Source organism: uncultured Desulfobulbus sp. (assembly GCF_963662935.2).
In the GTDB taxonomy this organism is placed as follows: domain Bacteria; phylum Desulfobacterota; class Desulfobulbia; order Desulfobulbales; family Desulfobulbaceae; genus Desulfobulbus.
In genome coordinates this window covers 2,547,719-2,569,692 of the sequence record NZ_CAXXTL010000002.1, presented here as the reverse complement: position 1 = coordinate 2,569,692, position 21,974 = coordinate 2,547,719, and the positions used below count along the sequence as shown (strand labels likewise).

At 48.2% G+C, this 21,974-nt stretch carries 16 protein-coding genes and 5 tRNA genes; all 21 read right to left on the bottom strand.

Going from position 1 to position 21,974, the window contains the following annotated elements:
• Nucleotides 1–8 precede the first annotated feature (8 nt).
• Nucleotides 9–1,199, bottom strand: a complete 1,191-nt coding sequence (gene tuf, locus ACHZCX_RS15625; protein WP_319588115.1) for an elongation factor Tu — start codon at nucleotides 1,197–1,199, stop codon at nucleotides 9–11.
• 29 nt (nucleotides 1,200–1,228) lie between these two features.
• Entirely contained in the window at nucleotides 1,229–3,307 is a 2,079-nt protein-coding gene (gene fusA, locus ACHZCX_RS15620) for an elongation factor G (protein WP_319588126.1), read from the bottom strand.
• A gap of 133 nt (nucleotides 3,308–3,440) precedes the next feature.
• Nucleotides 3,441–3,914, bottom strand: a complete 474-nt coding sequence (gene rpsG, locus ACHZCX_RS15615) for a 30S ribosomal protein S7 (RefSeq protein ID WP_319588125.1) — start codon at nucleotides 3,912–3,914, stop codon at nucleotides 3,441–3,443.
• 32 nt (nucleotides 3,915–3,946) lie between these two features.
• A complete protein-coding gene (gene rpsL, locus ACHZCX_RS15610) occupies nucleotides 3,947–4,318 on the bottom strand; it encodes a 30S ribosomal protein S12 (RefSeq protein WP_028319554.1) in 372 nt (123 codons plus the stop codon).
• Between the two features lie 113 nt (nucleotides 4,319–4,431).
• Nucleotides 4,432–8,496 (bottom strand): DNA-directed RNA polymerase subunit beta', encoded by a 4,065-nt coding sequence (rpoC, locus tag ACHZCX_RS15605; RefSeq protein WP_319588124.1) that lies wholly within the window; start codon nucleotides 8,494–8,496, stop codon nucleotides 4,432–4,434.
• An 89-nt stretch (nucleotides 8,497–8,585) separates the two neighbouring features.
• Nucleotides 8,586–12,659, bottom strand: coding sequence for a DNA-directed RNA polymerase subunit beta (rpoB, locus tag ACHZCX_RS15600; RefSeq protein WP_319588123.1), 4,074 nt, complete (start codon nucleotides 12,657–12,659; stop codon nucleotides 8,586–8,588).
• A gap of 206 nt (nucleotides 12,660–12,865) precedes the next feature.
• Nucleotides 12,866–13,246 carry a 50S ribosomal protein L7/L12 gene (gene rplL / locus ACHZCX_RS15595; protein ID WP_319588122.1) on the bottom strand — a complete coding sequence of 127 codons (381 nt, stop codon included), beginning with the start codon at nucleotides 13,244–13,246 and terminating at the stop codon, nucleotides 12,866–12,868.
• Nucleotides 13,247–13,315: 69 nt separating this feature from the next.
• Nucleotides 13,316–13,834, bottom strand: coding sequence for a 50S ribosomal protein L10 (rplJ, locus tag ACHZCX_RS15590; protein WP_319588121.1), 519 nt, complete (start codon nucleotides 13,832–13,834; stop codon nucleotides 13,316–13,318).
• A gap of 236 nt (nucleotides 13,835–14,070) precedes the next feature.
• Nucleotides 14,071–14,781, bottom strand: coding sequence for a 50S ribosomal protein L1 (rplA, locus tag ACHZCX_RS15585; RefSeq protein ID WP_319588120.1), 711 nt, complete (start codon nucleotides 14,779–14,781; stop codon nucleotides 14,071–14,073).
• 62 nt (nucleotides 14,782–14,843) lie between these two features.
• A complete protein-coding gene (gene rplK / locus ACHZCX_RS15580; RefSeq protein WP_319588119.1) occupies nucleotides 14,844–15,269 on the bottom strand; it encodes a 50S ribosomal protein L11 in 426 nt (141 codons plus the stop codon).
• 29 nt (nucleotides 15,270–15,298) lie between these two features.
• Nucleotides 15,299–15,862, bottom strand: a complete 564-nt coding sequence (nusG, locus tag ACHZCX_RS15575; protein ID WP_319588118.1) for a transcription termination/antitermination protein NusG — start codon at nucleotides 15,860–15,862, stop codon at nucleotides 15,299–15,301.
• A gap of 22 nt (nucleotides 15,863–15,884) precedes the next feature.
• Complete coding sequence (secE, locus tag ACHZCX_RS15570; RefSeq protein ID WP_319588117.1) at nucleotides 15,885–16,118, bottom strand: preprotein translocase subunit SecE; 234 nt, start codon at nucleotides 16,116–16,118, stop codon at nucleotides 15,885–15,887.
• 81 nt (nucleotides 16,119–16,199) lie between these two features.
• Nucleotides 16,200–16,275 (bottom strand) — tRNA-Trp (locus ACHZCX_RS15565).
• 2 nt (nucleotides 16,276–16,277) lie between these two features.
• On the bottom strand, nucleotides 16,278–16,427 hold the full coding sequence (gene rpmG, locus ACHZCX_RS15560; protein ID WP_319588116.1) for a 50S ribosomal protein L33: 150 nt from the start codon (nucleotides 16,425–16,427) through the stop codon (nucleotides 16,278–16,280).
• A gap of 83 nt (nucleotides 16,428–16,510) precedes the next feature.
• Nucleotides 16,511–17,701, bottom strand: coding sequence for an elongation factor Tu (gene tuf / locus ACHZCX_RS15555; RefSeq protein WP_319588115.1), 1,191 nt, complete (start codon nucleotides 17,699–17,701; stop codon nucleotides 16,511–16,513).
• 66 nt (nucleotides 17,702–17,767) lie between these two features.
• A tRNA-Thr gene (locus tag ACHZCX_RS15550) sits at nucleotides 17,768–17,842 on the bottom strand.
• Between the two features lie 51 nt (nucleotides 17,843–17,893).
• Nucleotides 17,894–17,968, bottom strand: a tRNA-Gly gene (locus tag ACHZCX_RS15545).
• 51 nt (nucleotides 17,969–18,019) lie between these two features.
• Nucleotides 18,020–18,104: transfer RNA gene (locus ACHZCX_RS15540), tRNA-Tyr, on the bottom strand.
• Nucleotides 18,105–18,180: 76 nt separating this feature from the next.
• Nucleotides 18,181–18,256, bottom strand: a tRNA-Thr gene (locus ACHZCX_RS15535).
• Between the two features lie 119 nt (nucleotides 18,257–18,375).
• Nucleotides 18,376–19,578, bottom strand: a complete 1,203-nt coding sequence (gene qmoC / locus ACHZCX_RS15530) for a quinone-interacting membrane-bound oxidoreductase complex subunit QmoC (protein WP_319588114.1) — start codon at nucleotides 19,576–19,578, stop codon at nucleotides 18,376–18,378.
• Between the two features lie 136 nt (nucleotides 19,579–19,714).
• The gene (locus tag ACHZCX_RS15525; protein WP_319588113.1) at nucleotides 19,715–21,967 is read right to left on the bottom strand and encodes an FAD-dependent oxidoreductase; all 2,253 of its coding nucleotides are present in this window, start codon (nucleotides 21,965–21,967) and stop codon (nucleotides 19,715–19,717) included.
• Nucleotides 21,968–21,974: the final 7 nt, after the last annotated feature.

The window sequence follows — 21,974 nt, the reverse complement described above, 5'->3', positions numbered from 1 at the left end:
TTCTCCTTTTATTCGATAATATCGCTGACGACGCCTGCGCCGACGGTGCGACCGCCTTCACGGATGGCAAAACGAAGCCCTGCTTCCATCGCAATCGGGGTGATGAGTTCACCAGTGATATGTATATTGTCACCGGGCATGACCATCTCCACACCCTCTTCAAGAGTACAGACGCCGGTCACATCAGTGGTCCTGAAATAAAACTGCGGCCGGTAACCATTAAAAAATGGGGTATGACGCCCACCTTCTTCTTTGGTCAAGATATAGGCTTCTGCTTTGAACTTTTTATGCGGCTTAATGGAACCTGGTTTAGCCAAGACCTGACCACGGACGATTTCCTCACGCTTGACACCACGAAGCAAGGCTCCGACGTTATCACCAGCCTGCCCCTCGTCGAGCAATTTGCGGAACATCTCAACACCCGTACAGGTGGTCTTGGCAGTCGGGCGAATTCCAACGATCTCAACCTCATCCCCGACGTGAACAACGCCACGTTCAATTCGTCCCGTTGCGACGGTACCGCGACCAGAGATGGAAAAAACATCCTCGACTGGCATCAGGAAAGGCTTGTCAATGGCGCGTTCAGGCTGCGGAATGTAGTTATCGACCGCTTCCATCAAATTCCAGATGCATTTTGCCTTTTCCTCGTCTTCAGGAAATTCAAGGGCGTGTAGCGCCGATCCCTGGATAATCGGAATATCATCACCAGGAAAATCGTATTTGTCCAACAACTCGCGGAGCTCCATCTCAACCAACTCGATCAGTTCCGGGTCATCGACCATGTCGCATTTATTGAGAAAAACGACCATGGCCGGGACACCGACCTGACGGGCCAGGAGAATGTGCTCACGGGTTTGCGGCATGGGACCGTCGGTGGCCGCCACAACAAGAATAGCCCCGTCCATTTGAGCCGCACCGGTGATCATGTTTTTGATATAGTCGGCATGCCCAGGACAATCCACATGCGCGTAATGGCGAGCAGCTGTCTCGTATTCGACATGGGCGGTAGCAATTGTAATACCGCGCTCTTTTTCCTCGGGCGCCTTGTCGATCTCACTGAAATCAGTAAATTTGGCCATGCCTTTTGTCGACAACACGCGAGTTATCGCCGCTGTCAGGGTTGTCTTACCATGGTCAATGTGACCGATTGTTCCGACATTAACATGCGGCTTTGTCCGCGCAAATTTTTCCTTCGCCATCTCATGCACCTCAACGGGTATAAATAAGGTTATACGCCACTAATCTTATGTATAATGACTTCAGCTCGCCTGGATGGAACCATCGAGAATTCACTGAAAATCATGGTAAATGTCGCTCTGCCCTGGGTGGCTGATCGTAGATCTGTGGAATACCCAAACATCTCAGCCAAGGGAGCCTTTGCATTAACGATCTGCCTGTTTTTTTCCGTGACGACACCATTTACGTGCGCACGTTTTTTATTCAAATCATTCATTACGTCACCCAAGTATTCCTCCGGTGTGACAATTGCCAAATCCATCAAGGGCTCAAGCAGTACCGGTTCTCCCAAAGTTGCTGCTTTTCTGCAGGCCATAGTGGCGGCCACCCCGAAAGCCATTTCCGTTGACTTTTCCTCGTCGTAGGAGCCCCCAACTAAGTGGGCGACTACGTCAAGCATGGGATAACCAATCAATGGCCCAGAATCCAAACTATCAAGAACGCCCTTTTTTATGGATTCTACGAATAAAGGGGGTATTAAGGTTTCGTTGACGAGACATTGAAATTGGTTACCGCTTCCTTTTTTCCCTGGAAAAAGTTCTATTTCAACATGTCCATATTGTTCTTTGCCGCTACCCAAACTATCAAACCTAGCTTCTGCCTTGCACTTTTTTGTTATAGTCTCGCGGTAGGATACCTGAGGTTTTCCGACATTAGCGGACACCTTAAATTCGCGAACGAGTCGATCAGTAATTATTTCCAAGTGAAGCTCACCCATACCGGAAATAATCGTTTGCCCAGTGTCCTCGCTCAGGGTCACTCTGAAACTTGGGTCCTCTTGAGCTATTTTTTCCAAACTTTCAACAAGCAGTTTTTCATCTGCCTTAGTCTTGGGCTCTATGGCGATCCCAATGACTGGTTCAGGAAATTGCATTGTTTCGAGAACAACGAAGTCGTCAATTTCGCAGAGTGTATCGCCAGTTCGAGTAAATTTCAAACCAGCAATAGCCCCGATGTCACCAGCGCTAATAGATGAAATTTCTTCACGTTTATTTGCGTGAAGTTTTATAAGTTTCGAGATCTTTTCCGTTTTATTTTTACGCGGGTTAAAAATTTTATCCCCTAGCTTAAGCTCACCGGAATAAACACGGATGAAAGCTAAGTTCCCCACATACGGATCTGTTTGCAGCTTGAAAACCAAACCGCAAAATTTTTCACTCCTCTCAGGCTTGCGGACAAGCGGCGCACCGTCCTTATCCGTCCCCGCAACTGGGGGAACATCAGCGGGTGATGGTAAATAATCTGCTATTGCATCAAGTAATGGCTGAACGCCTTTGTTCTTGAATGCAGATCCACAGAGCACTGGTACCAAATCGAGGTGAAGCGTTGCCTTTCGCAATGCCGCTCGAATCTCACCGGGAGCGATCTCTTGATCGTTTAAGTATTTTTCCATGACGCCCTCATCGAAGTCGGCCAACTTCTCGAGGAGTGTCAATCTAGCGGCCGATGAATCTCCCAACAAAGAGTCAGGAATTGATTCTTCAGTGACAAGTTGCCCTAGCGTGTCTTCATCAAATCGGAGCAGCTTCATTCCGACAAGATCAATGATGCCTGAAAAGGTTTCTTCACTGCCGACGGGGAGCGTGATAGCCACTGGAGATGCTCCCAACCGGTTTTCTATTTCTTCAAGGCATTTAGTAAAGGATGCCCCCACTCGGTCCATTTTATTAACAAAAGCAATTCTTGGAATCCGGTAGTAATCAGCTTGCCGCCATACCGTTTCCGATTGCGGTTCAACTCCACCAACCGCACAGAAAACCGCAATTGCGCCATCAAGGATTCTCAAGCATCGCTCAACCTCAATGGTAAAATCGACATGCCCAGGAGTGTCAATAATATTGATGCGGTATTCTTTCCAAATACAAGTAGTCGCAGCCGAGGTGATAGTAATGCCACGCTCCTGCTCCTGCTCCATCCAGTCCATAACGGCCGTACCGTCATGCACCTCACCAATTTTATGCGACCGTCCCGTATAATAAAGAATACGCTCAGTAGTGGTGGTCTTTCCCGCATCAATATGGGCCATTATGCCGATATTGCGAACATTGGATAATGGATCAACCACTGCCACTGTTACTTCCTATTTTCTAAAAAACATTCCCCAAGTGTAAGCCTAGAAAAATGTCGCTGTACATACAGCAAATTTACCTGCTTGTCAAGGCTTCTTGTTCACCCAAGGAGAACTCAAGACAAAAAAAAGGAAATTACCACCGATAATGGGCAAATGCTTTATTAGCTTCTGCCATTTTATGAGTATCGTCCTTCTTTTTTACCGAGGCACCCCGATTGTTAAAAGCGTCTAACAACTCAGCTGCAAGTTTTTCAGACATTGTTTGCCCAGAGCGCCCTTTAGAAAAATTAATAATCCAACGAATAGCTAAAGCATTTCTACGCTCGGGTCGGACCTCTACTGGAACCTGATAAGTTGCTCCTCCGACACGCCGACTCTTTACCTCAACCCTAGGCCGAACATTTTCCATAGCCGCTTCAAAAACCGCAAGCGGCTCCTGGTCAGTTATTTTGCCATCAATGATCTCCATGGCATCGTAGAAAAGGCGCCTCGCGACGGTCTTTTTCCCATCCCCCATCAAACCATTGGTGAACTTTGCCACCAAAACTGAATTGAATTTAGGATCTGATGCAATAGGCCGCTTATCTAATAGTTTTTTTCTTGGCATACTCTAACTCGTTCAGAATCTTGTACAAAAAATCATTTAGGACGTTTGGCTCCATACTTTGAGCGCCCCTGCCTACGATCATTCACCCCTAGTGTATCCAAAGTACCGCGTATGATATGGTACCGCACGCCGGGCAAGTCCTTGACACGCCCCCCGCGTATAAGAACCACTGAATGCTCCTGGAGGTTATGCCCAATGCCTGGGATGTAGGACGTCACCTCTATGCCGTTCGTGAGGCGCACCCTAGCGACCTTGCGCAACGCTGAGTTTGGCTTCTTGGGTGTTGTTGTATAAACACGGACGCATACTCCGCGCTTTTGCGGGCAACTTTGCAAGGCAGGAGTATTAGTCCGCTTGGTAATTTTCTTTCTTCTGTTCCTGACAAGTTGATTTATCGTGGGCATTCAACCAGCTCCTTTAAGTAATACAATCAGGCTCCCCTTTAAAATAGAAGGGGGCAAGCATGAAAGGATAAATTAATAATCGAACCAAGAGTAAAGGTCAAGTTATATCTTTGTTAATTATCCGGATGTAACCGGTATCTCATCAATCCGGTGCCGGCCGAAATCAACCGTCCCATAATGACATTTTCTTTTAGACCAGAAAGATCATCAACTTTCCCAGCCATGGCAGCGTTTGTCAGTACCTTCGTGGTCTCCTGGAAAGAAGCGGCGGAGATAAATGAATCCGTCGAAAGCGAGGCCTTGGTGACCCCTAGAAGCAGGGGTTCGGCAGAAGCCGGTTGCATGCCAGTTTGCAACAGGAGCTCGTTCTCCTCTTGAAACTTCCACCATTCAACCTGTTGGTCCAACATGAAGCGAGAATCACCGGCATCGGTAATCCGGACTCGCTTGAGCATCTGACGAACGATGGTCTCGATGTGTTTATCGTTGATTTTTACACCTTGTAGTCGATACACCTCTTGAATCTCGTTGACCAGGAATCGGGCTAAAGCCTCTGCGCCCTTTACTCGGAGGATATCGTTGGGCAATCTGTTTCCTTCCATCAAAGGGTCGCCAGCAGCGACGCGGTCATTCTCGTGCACGGTGATATGCTTAGACTTAGGTATGAGATATTCTTTTGGATCGCCGATTTCAGGAGTAACGACAACTCTGCGCTTCCCTTTCAGATCTTTGCCAAAGCTCACGCGACCGTCGATCTCCGCTATAATAGCCTGCTCCTTTGGTTTTCGTACTTCGAACAATTCAGCCACACGGGGCAAACCGCCTGTAATATCTTTTGTTTTGGTGGTTTCACGTGGAATTTTGGCTATCACCATTCCAGGAAAAATGGCATCATTCTCACTGACTGTAATAATCGAGCCAACAGGCAGTGGATAACGGGCTGCCAGTTCCCCGTCCGGTAATTTCAACGTTCGACCACGATCATCCTTGATGGAAATTCTAGGGTTCATCTGCTTCGTAGAACTCCCAGGGGTAATGACCTTACTCGCTTTGCCAGTGATCTGGTCAACACGTTCCTGCATCGTGTCCCCTTCCACTACATCACCATATTTGATCTTGCCACCGACCTCAGCGACGATAGGGATAGAAAACGCATCCCAATCGCCTATGACCGTTCCAGGATCAACTATTTGGCCATCTTTGATTCTCAATGTAGCCCCATAGGGAACGGGGAAACGTTCACGATCCACCCCGAGGTCGTCAAGCACGGTAATTTCGGCATTTCGGTTCATGACCACTTCAAAACCGTCGTTGTTGGTGACCGAATGTAGATTCTTATAACGAATCTGGCCGCCGCGCTGGGTCCGGACTTCAGCCTGTTCCACAGACCCCCTCGCAGTACCACCAATATGGAAAGTCCGCATGGTCAACTGTGTTCCAGGCTCACCAATAGATTGGGCCGCAATAATACCGACGGCCTCACCAATATTGACCATGTGTCCACGACCGAGATCACGCCCATAACACATGGCGCAAACCCCCCGTTTAGCCTCGCAGGTAAGTACCGATCTGATATGAACACGATCGATGCCGGCGGCCTCAATGGCCTCGACTCTATCCTCGGTAATTTCCTCATCCATACCCACCAACACTTCACCGGTGTGTAAATCAACCACATCTTCGAGGGCTACACGGCCCAGAATTCGCTCGCCAATACGGACAATAACCTCACCGCCCTCGATCAGCGGTTCAGCCAAGGTACCCCGCATGGTGCCGCAATCTTTCATGACGATGGTGGAATCTTGGGCAACATCAACGAGACGTCGTGTCAAATAACCGGAGTTAGCTGTCTTTAGTGCAGTATCGGCGAGACCTTTACGAGCTCCATGGGTAGAAATAAAGTATTCAAGAACACTCAGGCCTTCACGGAAGTTAGCCTTAATCGGGGTTTCAATAATTTCACCGGACGGTTTGGCCATAAGCCCGCGCATACCGGCAAGCTGCCTGATCTGATCCTTGGAGCCACGGGCGCCGGAATCAGCCATGATATAGACAGAATTGAAACTTTTGAGCTCCTGGACTTTTCCGAATGCGTCGGGAATGAACTCAACCGCCATCTCATCCATCATTTCTTTGGTGATTTTATCGGTGGCCTTTGACCAGATATCTATGATCTTATTGTACTTTTCACCATCGGTTATCAAACCGTCCGAATATTGCTGGTCAACATCCGCAGCTTCTTTTTCTGCATCTTCAACAAATTCCTCTTTTCTAACCGGAATTTTCATATCGTTGATGCAGATAGAAATTCCTGCCCGGGTAGCATATTCATAGCCGAGATCTTTGAGCCGATCAGCTAGAATAACCGTTTCCTTGGTTCCGCCATGGCGATAAGTATAATCAATGAGGAAGGCTAATTCTTTTTTTGACAACTCCTTGTTAACCAACGCATAGGGGACCATGGGTGGAAGCAGTTCCCCGACAAGCATGCGACCGATAGTGGTTGCAACAAGGGAACCCTTGATCCGCACTTTTACCCTAGCCTGCAGGTGAGCGGCGCCGTGATCATAGGCAACACGAGCCTCGATCGGAGAACCGAAGACTGCTCCTTCACCGGTCACACCAAAACGTTCCCGAGTCATATAATACAACCCAAGAACAATATCCTGACTGGGAATAATAATAGGTCCGCCGTTGGCGGGTGAAAGGATGTTATTGGTCGACATCATCAAGACCCTGGCCTCAACCTGGGCCTCGACCGACAAGGGGACATGCACTGCCATCTGGTCGCCGTCAAAGTCGGCATTAAAAGCAGCACAGACAAGAGGATGGAGTTGAATGGCCTTTCCTTCGATCAACACCACCTCAAAAGCCTGCATGCCAAGCCGGTGAAGCGTCGGTGCCCTGTTCAGGATCACGGGATACTCCTGAACAATGTCATCTAAAACATCCCAAACTTCCTTGGTCCCTTTTTCGACCATCTTTCGGGCACTTTTTATGGTCGTAACATATCCCTTCCGCTCAAGTTTATTGTAGATAAAAGGTTTAAACAGCTCGAGCGCCATTTTCTTGGGCAGGCCGCATTGGTGTAAGCGAAGATGCGGGCCAACGACAATAACAGAACGGCCGGAATAATCGACACGCTTGCCGAGCAAGTTTTGCCGAAAGCGTCCTTGCTTGCCTTTAAGCATATCGGAAAGCGACTTCAGCGGACGTTTGTTCGGGCCAGTGATCGTCCGCCCCCGCCTCCCGTTATCGAAAAGAACGTCAACCGCTTCCTGCAGCATCCGCTTTTCATTGCGGATAATTATATCTGGCGCATCGAGTTCCAATAACCGTTTCAACCGGTTATTACGATTGATGACCCGACGGTAAAGATCATTCAGGTCAGAGGTGGCAAAACGCCCTCCTTCGAGGGGAACAAGCGGGCGCAGATCGGGTGGCAAAACCGGGATAACCTCCAGGATCATCCATTCAGGCCGGTTGCCGGAATCACGGAAGGCCTCAACTACATTGAGCCGCTTGCCGTACTTGGTGCGTTTGGTCACCGATCCGGTTTCCTTCATTTCTTTGCGAAGGGTCTCAGACAGTCCTTTCAGTTCCAACCCCATGAGCATTTCGCGGATAGCCTCTGCACCGATGCCGACGCGAAATTTACCGGGATGCTCTTCCAGAGCTGTCCGGTATTGATCCTCGTTCAGGAGAGAACCGACCGGCATGTCCTCAACTTGTGAAGCAACAACGGCATAGGACTCGAAATAGAGAATCCGCTCAAGTTGCTTGAGGGTCATATCGAGAATGGCCCCTATCTTGGAAGGCAAACTCTTGAGAAACCAAATATGAGCAACCGGTGCCGCAAGTTCTATATGTCCCAACCGCTCTCGGCGAACCTTAGACTGAATAACCTCAACGCCGCATTTCTCGCAGACTACACCGCGGTGTTTCATTCGCTTGTACTTGCCGCAGTTGCACTCGTAATCCTTGACTGGTCCAAAAATTTTGGCACAAAACAGGCCATCCCGTTCAGGTTTGAACGTACGATAGTTAATGGTTTCAGGTTTTTTTACTTCTCCATGTGACCACTCCCTGATTTTTTCCGGTGAGGCGAGAGAAATTTTCACCTTATTGAAACTAATGGGACCTTTTGGTTTTGCAAAGAAGCTAAACAGTTCTTCCACGAATTCACCTATTCTTATTTCAAATCTATCCGTTAAAACGGCAGAAACGCTGACGCTATTTACATCGTTGAGTTCAACCGGCCGATGGCCTACTCGAGCAGTTCAATATCTAGGCAGAGTCCCTTCAATTCCTTAACCAAGACATTGAACGACTCCGGCAAACCAGTTTCAAGGAAGTTGTTCCCTTTCACGATTTTTTCGTACATCGTGGTCCTCCCTTCAACATCATCAGATTTTACGGTGAGAAATTCTTTGAGGGTATAGGCAGCGCCATAGGCTTCCATGGCCCAAACCTCCATCTCTCCAAGCCGCTGACCACCAAATTGGGCTTTACCGCCTAGCGGTTGCTGAGTAACCAAGGAGTACGGACCGGTTGAACGCGCATGGATTTTATTGTCAACCAAGTGATGGAGTTTGAGCATGTACATTGCTCCGACAGTGACCTGATTGTCAAAAGGCTCACCGGTCAGTCCATCGTACAGTGTCGATTGACCGACCTCATCAACACCCGCTTCAACCAACAACTGTCTGATTTCCGACTCGGAGGCCCCATCAAACACAGGGGTGGCTATGTGGATGCCACGACCATATTTACACATGATATCGAGCAGTTCGTCGTCATTGAGGCCTTCAGTCAGGCTATTATATTCGGCCGGGGAGTAAATCTGACCTAGCCGCTGTTTTAACCCTTCAACCTCTTTCTCTTTGGCCAGGGCTGAAATCTGTTCTCCGAGTTTTTTCGCGGCAAAACCGAGGTGGCACTCAAGAACCTGTCCCACATTCATACGCGACGGAACACCCAGTGGATTGAGAACAATGTCGACGGTGGTGCCATCAGCAAAAAAAGGCATGTCCTCTTCCGGAAGCAACCGGGAAACAACACCTTTGTTGCCGTGGCGACCAGCCATTTTATCGCCTACTGCCAGCTTTCTCTTGGTCGCAACATAAATCTTAACCATTTTGACTACACCTGGAGGCAGGTCGTCTCCTTTTTCCATCCGCTCAACAATCCCCTGATAACGTCCTCTAACAACGGCGGACTGGCTGTTGTAGCGGCTAAAGACAGCCTCCATCTCTTCATCATATTTGGCTTTCTCGGAGAAATCCAGCTCACGTAACTCGGTAAAACTCACCTGTTCGACTATCTTGGCGGTCATTTGTTTTCCGAGTTTAAGAATAACCTTGCCTTTCTTATCCTTGACATCGCTCTTGGCAGTACGACCATCCAGCAAGGTAGACAAGGTTTTGCGCACACCTTTCTTCAAACTTTTGAGTTCATCTTCCATATCACGGTTGAGGCGCTCTATCTCCACTTCCTCAATTATGAGGGTGCGCTCATCCTTATCCACACCCTTTCTGGAAAAAACTTTGGCATCGATCACTACGCCTTCTATTCCAGGGGGAACACGAAGGGAGGAGTCTTTAACATCGCCAGCCTTCTCTCCGAAAATCGCTCTGAGCAATTTTTCTTCAGGCGAGAGCATGCTTTCACCCTTTGGGGTCACCTTACCAACTAGCATGTCACCCGCACGGACTTCGGCACCAATGCGGACGATGCCAGAATCGTCAAGATTACGCAGACCTTCCTCGCCAACATTGGGAATATCACGGGTTATTTCCTCCTTGCCCAATTTAGTGTCTCGAGCCATGGTCTCGAAAATCTCGATGTGCACAGAGGTAAAGGTGTCTTCCTTAAGCAAGCGTTCGTTGATCAGAATCGAGTCCTCAAAGTTGTAGCCGCGCCAAGGCATAAAGGCGATGGTTACATTTTTTCCAAGCGCAAGCTCGCCCGCTTCGGTGGACGGTCCATCCGCTAAAATAGTTCCCTTGGAGACTCGCTTTCCGGGATACACTAACGCCTTTTGGTTAAAGCACGTATTTTGGTTCGACTTTTTGTATTTAGACAGACGATAAACACCAATCCCGGTATCAAAGCCATCCACACCGGGTTGGTCATACCGTACAACAATCCGATTGGCGTCTGACTCTTCAACGACACCATCGCCACCCGCCAACAAACAAGCACCTGAATCCCGTGCCACATATTTTTCCACGCCGGTACCGACAAGCGGAGAACTGGTCTTGAGGAGCGGCACCGCTTGGCGCTGCATGTTGGAGCCCATCAAGGCCCGGTTAGCATCGTCGTTTTCAAGAAAAGGTATCAACGAGGCTGCAATTGAAACCATCTGGTTGGGCGCAATATCCATCATGGTAATGTCATCGGCAGGGACCATGGACACCTCACTTTCATGACGCGCAATCAGATAGTCATCAACAAGGCGGTTGCCGTCCAGTGCTACCCTGGCTGGAGCAATAACATGATCCTCTTCCTGCAAGGCGGAAAGATATTTATGCTCATGGGAGACTGTCCGCTCCTTCACATACCTGTAGGGCGTTTCAATGAATCCGTATGGATTGACCTTCGCATACGTTGCCAAACTGACAATAAGACCAATGTTCGGGCCTTCCGGTGTCTCGACCGGACAAATGCGGCCGTAATGTGTGGGATGGACGTCACGAACTTCGAACCCGGCCCGTTCACGGGAAAGACCTCCTGGCCCAAGAGCGGACAGACGCCTTTTATGCGTGACTTCGGAAAGGGGGTTAGTTTGATCCATGAATTGGGACAACTGGCTCGTGCCGAAAAACTCCTTGATGGCCGAAGTGACGGGCTTTGGATTTACCAAGTCATGGGGCATCAAAGTTTCTATTTCTTGAAGCGTCATCCGTTCTTTGATCGCTCTTTCCATGCGGACCAAGCCCATACGGAACTGATTCTCACAAAGTTCACCAACAGTGCGTACTCTTCTATTGCCAAGATGATCGATATCGTCACCATCTTTCAATTCATCTTTGATCCGAACCAGATGCTTGACACTCTTAACAATATCTTCCTTGGTTAAGGTGCGGACCTCGATAGGTGTGTTCACACCTAATTTGGTGTTAATTTTATAGCGCCCTACCTCAGACAGGTCATAAGTGGAGGAATTAAAAAAGAGGTTGTCAAAAAAAGATTTGGCTACTTCAGGAGTCGGAGGACTGGAGGGACGTAGCCGCCGGTAAATTTCCACCAAGGATTCTTCGGTATCTTTGATTTTATCGAGTAACAGCGTTTTTCTGAAAGATTCACTAAAATTAACGCCGTCAATGAAAAGCAGAGAAAACGTATTGATTCCGGCATCAGCAAGAGCCTGCAGATTTGCGGGCGTAACGGTCTCGTTACAGCGAACCAAGATTTCGCCACTCTGTTCATTGACGATATCATTTGCATAAAAACGTCCGTGAAGTTCATCAACGCTTATACTCAGCGAAGAAACCCCTAAACTCTCAATCTTTTTCGCCAGTGTCTTGGTGACTTTCTTCCCCTTCTTGGCAACCACAGCTCCGTCGGCTGGATTAATGATATCGGTGTTCAGTCGCTGATTAGCAAAAGTGACGGCATTGAAGGAGATTGTATACTCTTTCCCATCAAAACAAATGGTATCCGCATGATAAAACTCATTGAGCAGTTCGGCTTCGTTATATCCAAGCGCTTTAAGGAGTACGCTCACTGGCAGTTTTCGGCGACGGTCAATCCGCACATAGAGGATATCTTTGATGTCAAACTCAAAATCAAGCCAAGAACCACGGACAGGGATAATACGTGCGGAGTAAAGTCTTTTACCGGATGCATGCGACTTTCCATGGTCATGGGTGTAAAAAAGACCTGGGGATCGCTGCAATTGATTGACGATAACGCGTTCTGTCCCGTTGACAACAAAGACGCCATCCTGAGTCATTAATGGTAAAGCACCAAGAAAAACCTCCTGTTCTTTGATGTCACGAACAGATTGAACCCCTGTTTCCTCGTCGAAATCGAAGGTAATCAGCCGAACGGTGATTTTGAGCGGTGCTTCGTAGGTCATGCCCCGTTCTATACACTCAGCAACAGTGTATTTCGGCTCTCCAAAGGAATAACGTACGAAATCAAGTGAACAGAGTCCGTTGAAATCCGTAATGGGAAATATACTTTGAAATATGGCTTGCAATCCATGGTCTTTGCGTAGCTCAGGCGCTATACCTCGCTGCAGAAAGTGCTCGTAAGATTCCCTCTGCATTGCGATAAGATGTGGTGGTTCTATAATCTGGCTGGTTTTCGCAAAACTCTTACGTACTCTTCTCATAGTCCCCTCAAAACATTCCGCGTGACGCCGATTGTTTTCTTATTATTCATCTGAAATAATAGTATAAAATAAAAAAACGATCTGCCCTGAAAATTGAAAAACCTACAAACACAGGAACGCTACGGGGCATTAAGCCCTATAGCGTTACCTGAATGGATGGATTGCCTTCGGGCATGGAGTGTCCCGTTAGCACAATTGAAAAATAATTATTTGATCTCTACGGTACCACCGGCACCTTCGATTTGAGCTTTGATGGCAGCAGCCTCATCCTTGCTCACGCCCTCTTTAACTGGAGCAGGAACACCCTCCACCAAATCTTTTGCTTCTTTCAGCCCAAGGGAAGTAATAGCTCGAACTTCCTTAATGACCTTAATTTTTTGATCACCAGAACCTGTCAAAATAACATCAAATTCAGTTTTTTCCTCAGCCACGGCACCACCATCAGCGGGACCAGCGGCAGCAGCTATGGCGACCGGGGCCGCAGCAGAAACACCGAATTTTTCCTCCAACTCCTTGATAAGCTCAGAGAGTTCGAGAACTGTCATATTTGCTATAAAGTCAATAACCTCTTGTTTAGTTGCAGCCATTTTCATTCCTCCTGACGTGATGACAAAATCAATTTACTCTGGATTTTTCAATTCCAGAGCGTTGTTGTTTTAATTTTCTTTCTGGTCTTTAATCGCGGAAAGTGCGTAGAGCAATTTCTGCGGTACTGCGCTAAGAACTCTGACGAACCCTGTCGGAACAGCAGACATGGTGCCAAGCAATTTGGCCAGCAACTCGTCTCTGCTGGGCAACTTGGAAAGAGCTACCACATCATCCGCACTCAAAAGAGTGCCGTCGAGTATTGCGGATCGGATGGAAAACGCGTTAAATTCGGTGGCAAATGCAGCGAGCACCTTTGCAGGTCCTACCGGCTCATTGAATCCGATAGCGACAGCAGTCGTGCCACTAAAAGAGTCGCCTAAACTTTCGCAGGCGGTTCCTTTCACGGCAAGTCGCAACAAGGTGTTTTTTGCAACCTGAATCTGCGCATCGTTTTCACGAAGATTCTTCCGAAGTTTTTCCAGTTCCGTAACTTTAAGTCCGCGGTAATCGGCGACTACAGCAAACTTTGCTTTGGAAAAGGTTTCGTTGAGTTCACTAATGATATCGGTCTTCTGATCGCGATTCAACGTTGATACCTCCTTTCGTGTGTAACGGGACTGTCTAAAAGAGCAGAAAGAGGAATGAAGACTACAATCGGCATAACTTTCTACGCCGGTCTGGCCTCGGCAGGGGACACTTTCCGAAACAAAGTGTCATTAACCATTCGTCCCTGCTGTCTTTGACCTTCCCAAGGGTTAATCTTACTTAAACAAGATGCTACATTTAAAGATTACGTTGCCACATATTCCTGGCCCAGTAGTATTTAAGCTGCTTTGATGAGGGATCGCACTTGCAGTGGATCAACCTTAAAGCCAGGCCCCATAGTGCTGGAAACCGAGATTGCTCGCAGGTAAATCCCTTTGCTTGTCGATGGCTTGAGTTGAATTAGTTTATCGATAAAGGCCAAAATGTTCTCTGCTAATTTCTCTACGCCGAAAGAACTTTTGCCCATAACAGCGTGAACAACCCCAGCTTTATCTACGCGGAAATCAACTTTCCCTTTTTTTATTTCGTTAACAACGCGCTCGATATCAAACGTTACCGTACCTAATTTGGCGTTAGGCATTAAGTTTCTTGGTCCTAGAATACGTCCGATTTTTCCGACTTCACCCATCATGTCGGGGGTGGCAATGGTTTTATCAAAATCAAGCCATCCCCCTTTAATTTTTCCAATTAGTTCATCGGAGCCGGCAAAATCAGCACCTGCAGCGAGCGCCTCTTTCTCTTTTTCACCTTTAGCAAACACGAGGACTCTCGCAGTTTTTCCAGTACCATTCGGCAAGATGACACTAGAGCGTACCATCTGGTCAGCGTGGCGCGGATCGACGCCAAGTCGTACAGCTATATCGACAGATTCATCGAACTTAGCGTATTTAGCTTTTAACACATTTTCTAGAGCCTCAGTCAAATCTGTTAGTTTTTGGCGATCGACTGTTGCAACAGAAGCATTATAATTCTTCCCACGTCTAGGCATAAGTACCTCTTGTATTCTCCCTGGTGCAGTGTGGTTTTGCACAGGTGAAGCGAATGTTTTTGTTATTTGATAACGGTAATGCCGCAGCTTCTTGCAGTACCTTCGATAATACGAACTGCATGCTCAATATCGTAGGCATTAAGGTCAGGCATTTTAGTTTCAGCGATTTCTCTAATTTTTGCTTGATCCAATTCTGCAACCCGATCCTTCTTAGGATTACTCGACCCCCTTGTCAAACCTGCAGCCTTTTTTAATAAGACGGAAGCGGGAGGAGTTTTGGTGATGAAGCTGTATGACCGATCTGAATAGACCGTGATCACAACGGGAATAATAGTATCCCCAACTGACTGCGTCTGAGCATTGAACGACTTACAGAAATCCATTATATTGACGCCGTGTTGCCCAAGAGCTGGACCTACTGGTGGCGATGGATTTGCTTTTCCTGCAGGAATTTGCAGTTTAATAAACGCCTGAATTTTTTTTGCCATAGCACAAACCTCTCCGAGAGAGTGGGAGCTTAATTTTTACTCACCTGGATATATTCTAGTTCAACCGGTGTAGAGCGTCCAAAAATTGACACCATAACTCTTACCCGGCCCTTTTCCGGAAAAACTTCTTCAACGGTTCCTTGAAAATTGGCAAAGGGTCCATCTATTACCCTCACTGCATCTCCTTCCCCAAAAATCACCTTAGGCTTGGGTTTATTCGCGCCGTCGGCTATGCGACCTAAAATTTTATGCGCTTCTTTTTCTGTGAGCGAGGGAATTTTTTTATATATATCTTTATCCGTGCCTGCTTGGCTCATATTTATACCAACGAAACCAGTAACTCTTGGGGTTTCTTGTACAATGTGCCAAGTGTGTTCACTCATTTCCATGTTGATAAGGATGTAGCCTGGGAAAAATTTCCGTTCGGAAGTTTTTCGTGCTCCTTTCACCATTTCGACGACTTGCTCGGTAGGAACGAGAATTTCTCCGAAGCCATCCTCTTGACCTGCCATTTTAATACGCTCTTCCAAGGTGGCCTTGACCTTGTTCTCAAACCCGGTGTGCGTATGAACTATATACCAACTTTTTGCCATGAGTTTCTTCCCAGCGAGCCAATCATTTAAGGACGGTGGACACTAATTTGCCCAAGAGGAGATCGACAGAGCCAAGATATAGCGATATCACAACAACCAACAAGATAACAAAACCGGTTAATCCGGCAGTGGTTTTCTTAGGCGGCCAGACGATTTTGCGAAATTCAGATTGAACTTCCAGCAAAAAATCTCGAATGCCAGAAGGAGAGAAATAAAATTTCTTATCGGGATCAACTATCCCTTTTTTGCCTTCCATCTCTTCCTTGTTGGTCCGAGTTAATTTCTTATTTGACATCGTGAACTAAGAAACTTGAATTCACATGACCATAAATCTCAATGGCAGGCCAGGAGGGATTCGAACCCCCAACCCCCGGATTTGGAGTCCGGTGCTCTACCGTTAGAGCTACTGGCCTGTTTATTTGGTTTCTTTGTGTGGGGTATGAGCCTTACAAAAGGGACAGTACTTCTTTAGCTCTAATTTGTGCGGCACAGTTTTTTTATTTTTGGTGGTGGTGTAATTTCGTTGTTTGCAAGCTTGGCATGCCAACGTGATGGTATCTCTCATAATATGCCCCATCAGAGTGGAGCAGCCGGGACGAGCCCGGCTGCTTCATTCCTCGTATTTTTTCCCCGAATGCGGGGTCGTGATTATTCGATAATATCGCTGACGACGCCTGCGCCGACGGTGCGACCACCTTCACGGATGGCAAAACGAAGCCCTGCTTCCATTGCAATCGGGGTGATGAGCTCACCGGTGATATGTATATTGTCACCGGGCATGACCATCTCCACACCCTCTTCAAGAGTACAGACGCCGGTCACATCAGTGGTCCTGAAATAAAACTGCGGCCGGTAACCATTAAAAAATGGGGTATGACGCCCACCTTCTTCTTTGGTCAAGATATAGGCTTCTGCTTTGAACTTTTTATGCGGCTTAATGGAACCTGGTTTAGCCAAGACCTGACCACGGACGATTTCCTCACGCTTGACACCACGAAGCAAGGCTCCGACGTTATCACCAGCCTGCCCCTCGTCGAGCAATTTGCGGAACATCTCAACACCCGTACAGGTGGTCTTGGCAGTCGGGCGAATTCCAACGATCTCAACCTCATCCCCGACGTGAACAACGCCACGTTCAATTCGTCCCGTTGCGACGGTACCGCGACCAGAGATGGAAAAAACATCCTCGACTGGCATCAGGAAAGGCTTGTCAATGGCGCGTTCAGGCTGCGGAATGTAGTTATCGACCGCTTCCATCAAATTCCAGATGCATTTTGCCTTTTCCTCGTCTTCAGGAAATTCAAGGGCGTGTAGCGCCGATCCCTGGATAATCGGAATATCATCACCAGGAAAATCGTATTTGTCCAACAACTCGCGGAGCTCCATCTCAACCAACTCGATCAGTTCCGGGTCATCGACCATGTCGCATTTATTGAGAAAAACGACCATGGCCGGGACACCGACCTGACGGGCCAGGAGAATGTGCTCACGGGTTTGCGGCATGGGACCGTCGGTGGCCGCCACAACAAGAATAGCCCCGTCCATTTGAGCCGCACCGGTGATCATGTTTTTGATATAGTCGGCATGCCCAGGACAATCCACATGCGCGTAATGGCGAGCAGCTGTCTCGTATTCGACATGGGCGGTAGCAATTGTAATACCGCGCTCTTTTTCCTCGGGCGCCTTGTCAATCTCACTGAAATCAGTGAATTTGGCCATGCCTTTTGTCGACAACACGCGGGTTATCGCCGCTGTCAGGGTTGTCTTACCATGGTCAATGTGACCGATTGTTCCGACATTGACATGCGGCTTTGTCCGCGCAAATTTTTCCTTCGCCATCTCATGTCTCCTTGGACAGAAGTTCAATCAGACTCAATCGACCACCCTTCACAATCGATTGATACTTGGAGCCCACGATCGGATTTGAACCGATGACTTCCTCCTTACCAAGGAGGTACTCTACCCCTGAGTTACGTGGGCGAAGAACGATTACTTGAAACCTTGCATTGGCCGGCCAACGTCCGATATGCGTGGAGCGGGAAACGAGACTCGAACCCGCAACCCTCAGCTTGGAAGGCTGATGCTCTACCATTGAGCTATTCCCGCTTGATCCTTGCGAACCCTGCGATACCAGTGCGATACAACTGAACCAGGTTATGGTGGAGGGGGGAGGATTCGAACCTCCGAAGGCTCCGCCGACAGATTTACAGTCTGTTCCCTTTGGCCGCTCGGGAACCCCTCCACTTTATCACCAGAAAACAAAGGACAGAAAGCAGCTTTCAATCAACCGCTCCCTGGCATTTGTTTTCTCATCTCCCTGGAGCTGGCGATGGGACTTGAACCCGCAACCCCCTGATTACAAATCAGGTGCTCTGCCAATTGAGCTACGCCAGCATTAACCCGGAAAATATACCCTATGAAAATTAAAAATCAACAATTTTCTCTAACTCTCAACAAATAAAAAACCGGAAGCGAGAGCTTCCGGTCTCCGTTCCTTCCCCCCTGGCGACTGTTCAGCCGTTCAGTGGGTTTTTAATGTAAGATGATTCTCGGTAGCGCTCAAACGCCATGGCAAAGGTCCGATAAACGATATGAGCAAACTTGGTGTACGGCATATACGAGAAAAGCATAACCACAGAGATGAGATGCAGGTAATACACAACATATCCCAAAGAAGGTATACCAATCAACCGGAGCAACTCAGCTGCAAGGCCGGTAACGCCAACGCCCATGACGATCCAGATCAAAAACCAATCATAGAAAGTTTTGGTTGCTTTACCTGCAGCCTCCATTTTGCTTCTATTGATCCAGAGAATGCCGATACCGGCTATCATCGCCACCGCAGAAACGTTGGCAAGCAATTTAACCGGGTTCCACATGGAAATCGGACCATGCATAGATGGGATAAAAATACCAATGACATCTTGTGTAAACAGTGAGTAGCAGGTGACAATGAAGAGGCCAATAAACCCAAAAACCATAGGTTGATGTCCTTTCACGCGGTCTGCGTTTACAGTACATTCCTTGAATCGTTTGTGCTGAAGAATCTCAATAATCGAGGGCCACAAAAACAGTTTGATGAACTGCGGCACAGAAGGACGATAAGGTACGTCTTTGAGACCGATTGATTCGGACATACCTTTCCAAAGGGTTGAAACGCCTTTGTAGACTGAGGTCACGGCAATACCGGCTGCCGTCAGCATGATAATGTCGATAAAGAGAACATTCTTGGCCAACAAATAGAAATCCCAGTGCCCAAAGAATTGCGTGTAGCCAGCCCGAGCGAATTGCTCACCTGAGGGAATATGCATTCCTCCAGAAATCAGCCACATGATGAAAATAGTCACAGCAGGAATACCGATGAGCACGGGAAGGTTTTTGGCAGAGCTACAAAGACCTGCCAAGGCCTTCGGCCAACCGAGCGAACGATAGGCATAGGCGCGGATTGCGCCCAGAACATCACCAGGACGGGCACCGCGTGGGCACAACTCGGTGCAATCGCCGCATTGATGGCAGAGGTAGACGTTGGGATCAGTAATCAGCTTATCCTTTAATCCCCACTGAGCAAGAATCATCTCTTTGCGCGGAAAAGGCTGGCTGTCTGAAGAAAGCGGGCATGCGACTGAACAAGTCGCACATTGATAACACTGTTTCAAAGTGTCGCCACCCGCCTCCTTCATGGCTTTGATAAATTCAAGATCGGGTTGCACGTTCATAGACATTATTTCCTCCTGTCATGAAAAGGTGATGGTCAACATGTCGAGTCCCTTTGCCGTAAATCAGTAGCATAGGAAAATCACCGCCATCGACGATAGAAGAAGATGGCGGCGGCGAGATAACAGTCACTTATTATTAGAAACCCTTAAATGGATTGGGCCCCATGGCTACAACTTCCTCGACAAATTCATCGATAATGGCAGGGATTTTGTCATAGTCGGAAATAGCAATTTCACGTACCCCACAACGTTCAGGTTCCAGTCCCAGCGAACCAAGGGTTTCACCGATATTCTCCATACGCCGAGAAGCTATCTCAGATCCCTTGACAAAGTGACATTGGTAATCATCACCGTACTTGCATCCAAGTAGCAAAGCGCCGTCCATGCCTGCCGACATGGCATCCTTGATCCACACCATATTCATTGAACCAAGGCAACGGACAGGGATAAAACGGACCAGCCTATTGATCTTGTTGCGGTGCATTCCAGACATATCTATCGCTGGATATGCATCGTTTTCACAGACAAAAACGATAACTCGCAATTTTTCTTCGTCATCATCAGGTACTTCGATGGCTTTGACCATCGAACCAATCATGTCGATATTGTAGTCGGCAAAATTGATGATGCGCTCAGGGCACGCACCCATGCAGGTACCACAGCGGCGGCACCGGGTCGGGTTCGGCAACGGTGTACCCTTTTCGTCGTCATCCAAGGCACCAAAGGGGCATTCTTCTGTGCAACGCTTACACTGGGTGCAGCGGGAGAAAAAGAAATCAGGATAGGTCTGGTCACCTGATCGCGGGTGAACGGCTACCCCGCGGTTAGCCGATTCAATACACTGAATGGCTTTCAATGCGGCGCCGGTGGCATCGTCGATGGTTTCTTCCATGGTCTCGGCCTTCCGGACGCCACCACAGTTATAGATACCTGTTCTTCTCGTTTCATATGGGAAACAGATAAAATGTGAATCGGCATAGCCGTCAAACAGGTCAAGATCAAGGAAAGCTGGGCCTTGGCGATAAGCCAGATTGATGACATTCTCGGTAGCGGTGGTCGGAACCATACCAGCTGCCAATACGACCATATCCACTTCTAACTGGAGATTCTCACCAAGCAAATTATCCTCAACGTCGACAACCAAACCGCTTCCTGCCGCAGCCACTTTGGTGACCGCCGCTTTGGTCATGAAGACGCCATCTTTGGCCTGCATCCCTTTGTAAAAGAATTCGGCGTTGCCAGGGGTCCGCATGTGCTGATAGAGGATATAAGCCTGACCGTCGACAGGGTTATCCTCAACGACATAGTTGGCCTGCTTGAGAGCCACCATAGAGGTAACCGAGTTGCAGTACGGAAAATCCTTGTCGTTATCCTTACCGCCAGGGCTCTGGACAAAAGCTACTCGCGCCGGTACCTTACCATTTTTGGCTAACTTCTCAAACTCAGCGTTGGTAACCACGTTGGTCAATTTACCGTAACCGAGATGTTCATATTGGGAAACATCAGCGGGTTTCCAGCCGGTGGCCAGAACAACGGCGCCAAAAATCTCGCCCTCGGGATTCAAGTTGGTATATTTCTCCAACCCCTTATTGGGATCTTCCAATTCACCTTTGTTAATGAGATCTTGCTGGTCAGCTGTAACCTTGGCCGGCGCGTCCCATGATATGGTAGAGCCTGCAGCCTTTAGGGTGACGTTGAACTGCCCGGGAGACCCACCAATTCGAGCGACCTCGCAGCTGGTTTTCACGGAAATTTTACTGTTGGCCTGCACCTCGGCAATCATGTCTTGAATTGTCGGGTTTTCCAGATCCGTGTACGGGTAAGCAGTTGGAAACATCTTCCGCCATCCCAGTGCCTTACCGCCGAGCTGTGCTTCCTTTTCAACGAGGGTTACTTCATACCCGGTTTTTGCCGCTTCATTAGCTGCGGTCAAACCGGCAATGCCCCCACCCATGACCAAAATTTTCTTACAAGTGGTCTCGAGTTTGTAAGGAACCGGCAATTCGGTTTTTTGGGCTCTGGTGACTGCCATGCGGACATAGTCGGTTCCCATTTCCTGCAGAAAATCATCGACACTACCGTCTTCCTTAGGGTCACCGGCTGTCCAAGCAACATGCTCACGTAAATTGCCACGAACAGTAATGGTCTGCTCGCCAAAATCAAATTCCTTCTGCATGACTCGGGGTGAGCACGCACAAACAACAACCGTATTGACCCCTTTCTCGGCAATATCCTTTTCGATGAAGGCCCGACCGTCTGCTCCGCACAAGCAGGCATGGTCATTCATTGCAATGCCAGCATCGGATGCGGCGTCTTTCAGGCCATCTACATCGAGGACTTTGCCAATGCCACAACCAGTACAGAGATATGCACCATATACTTTTTTCATTGACTCT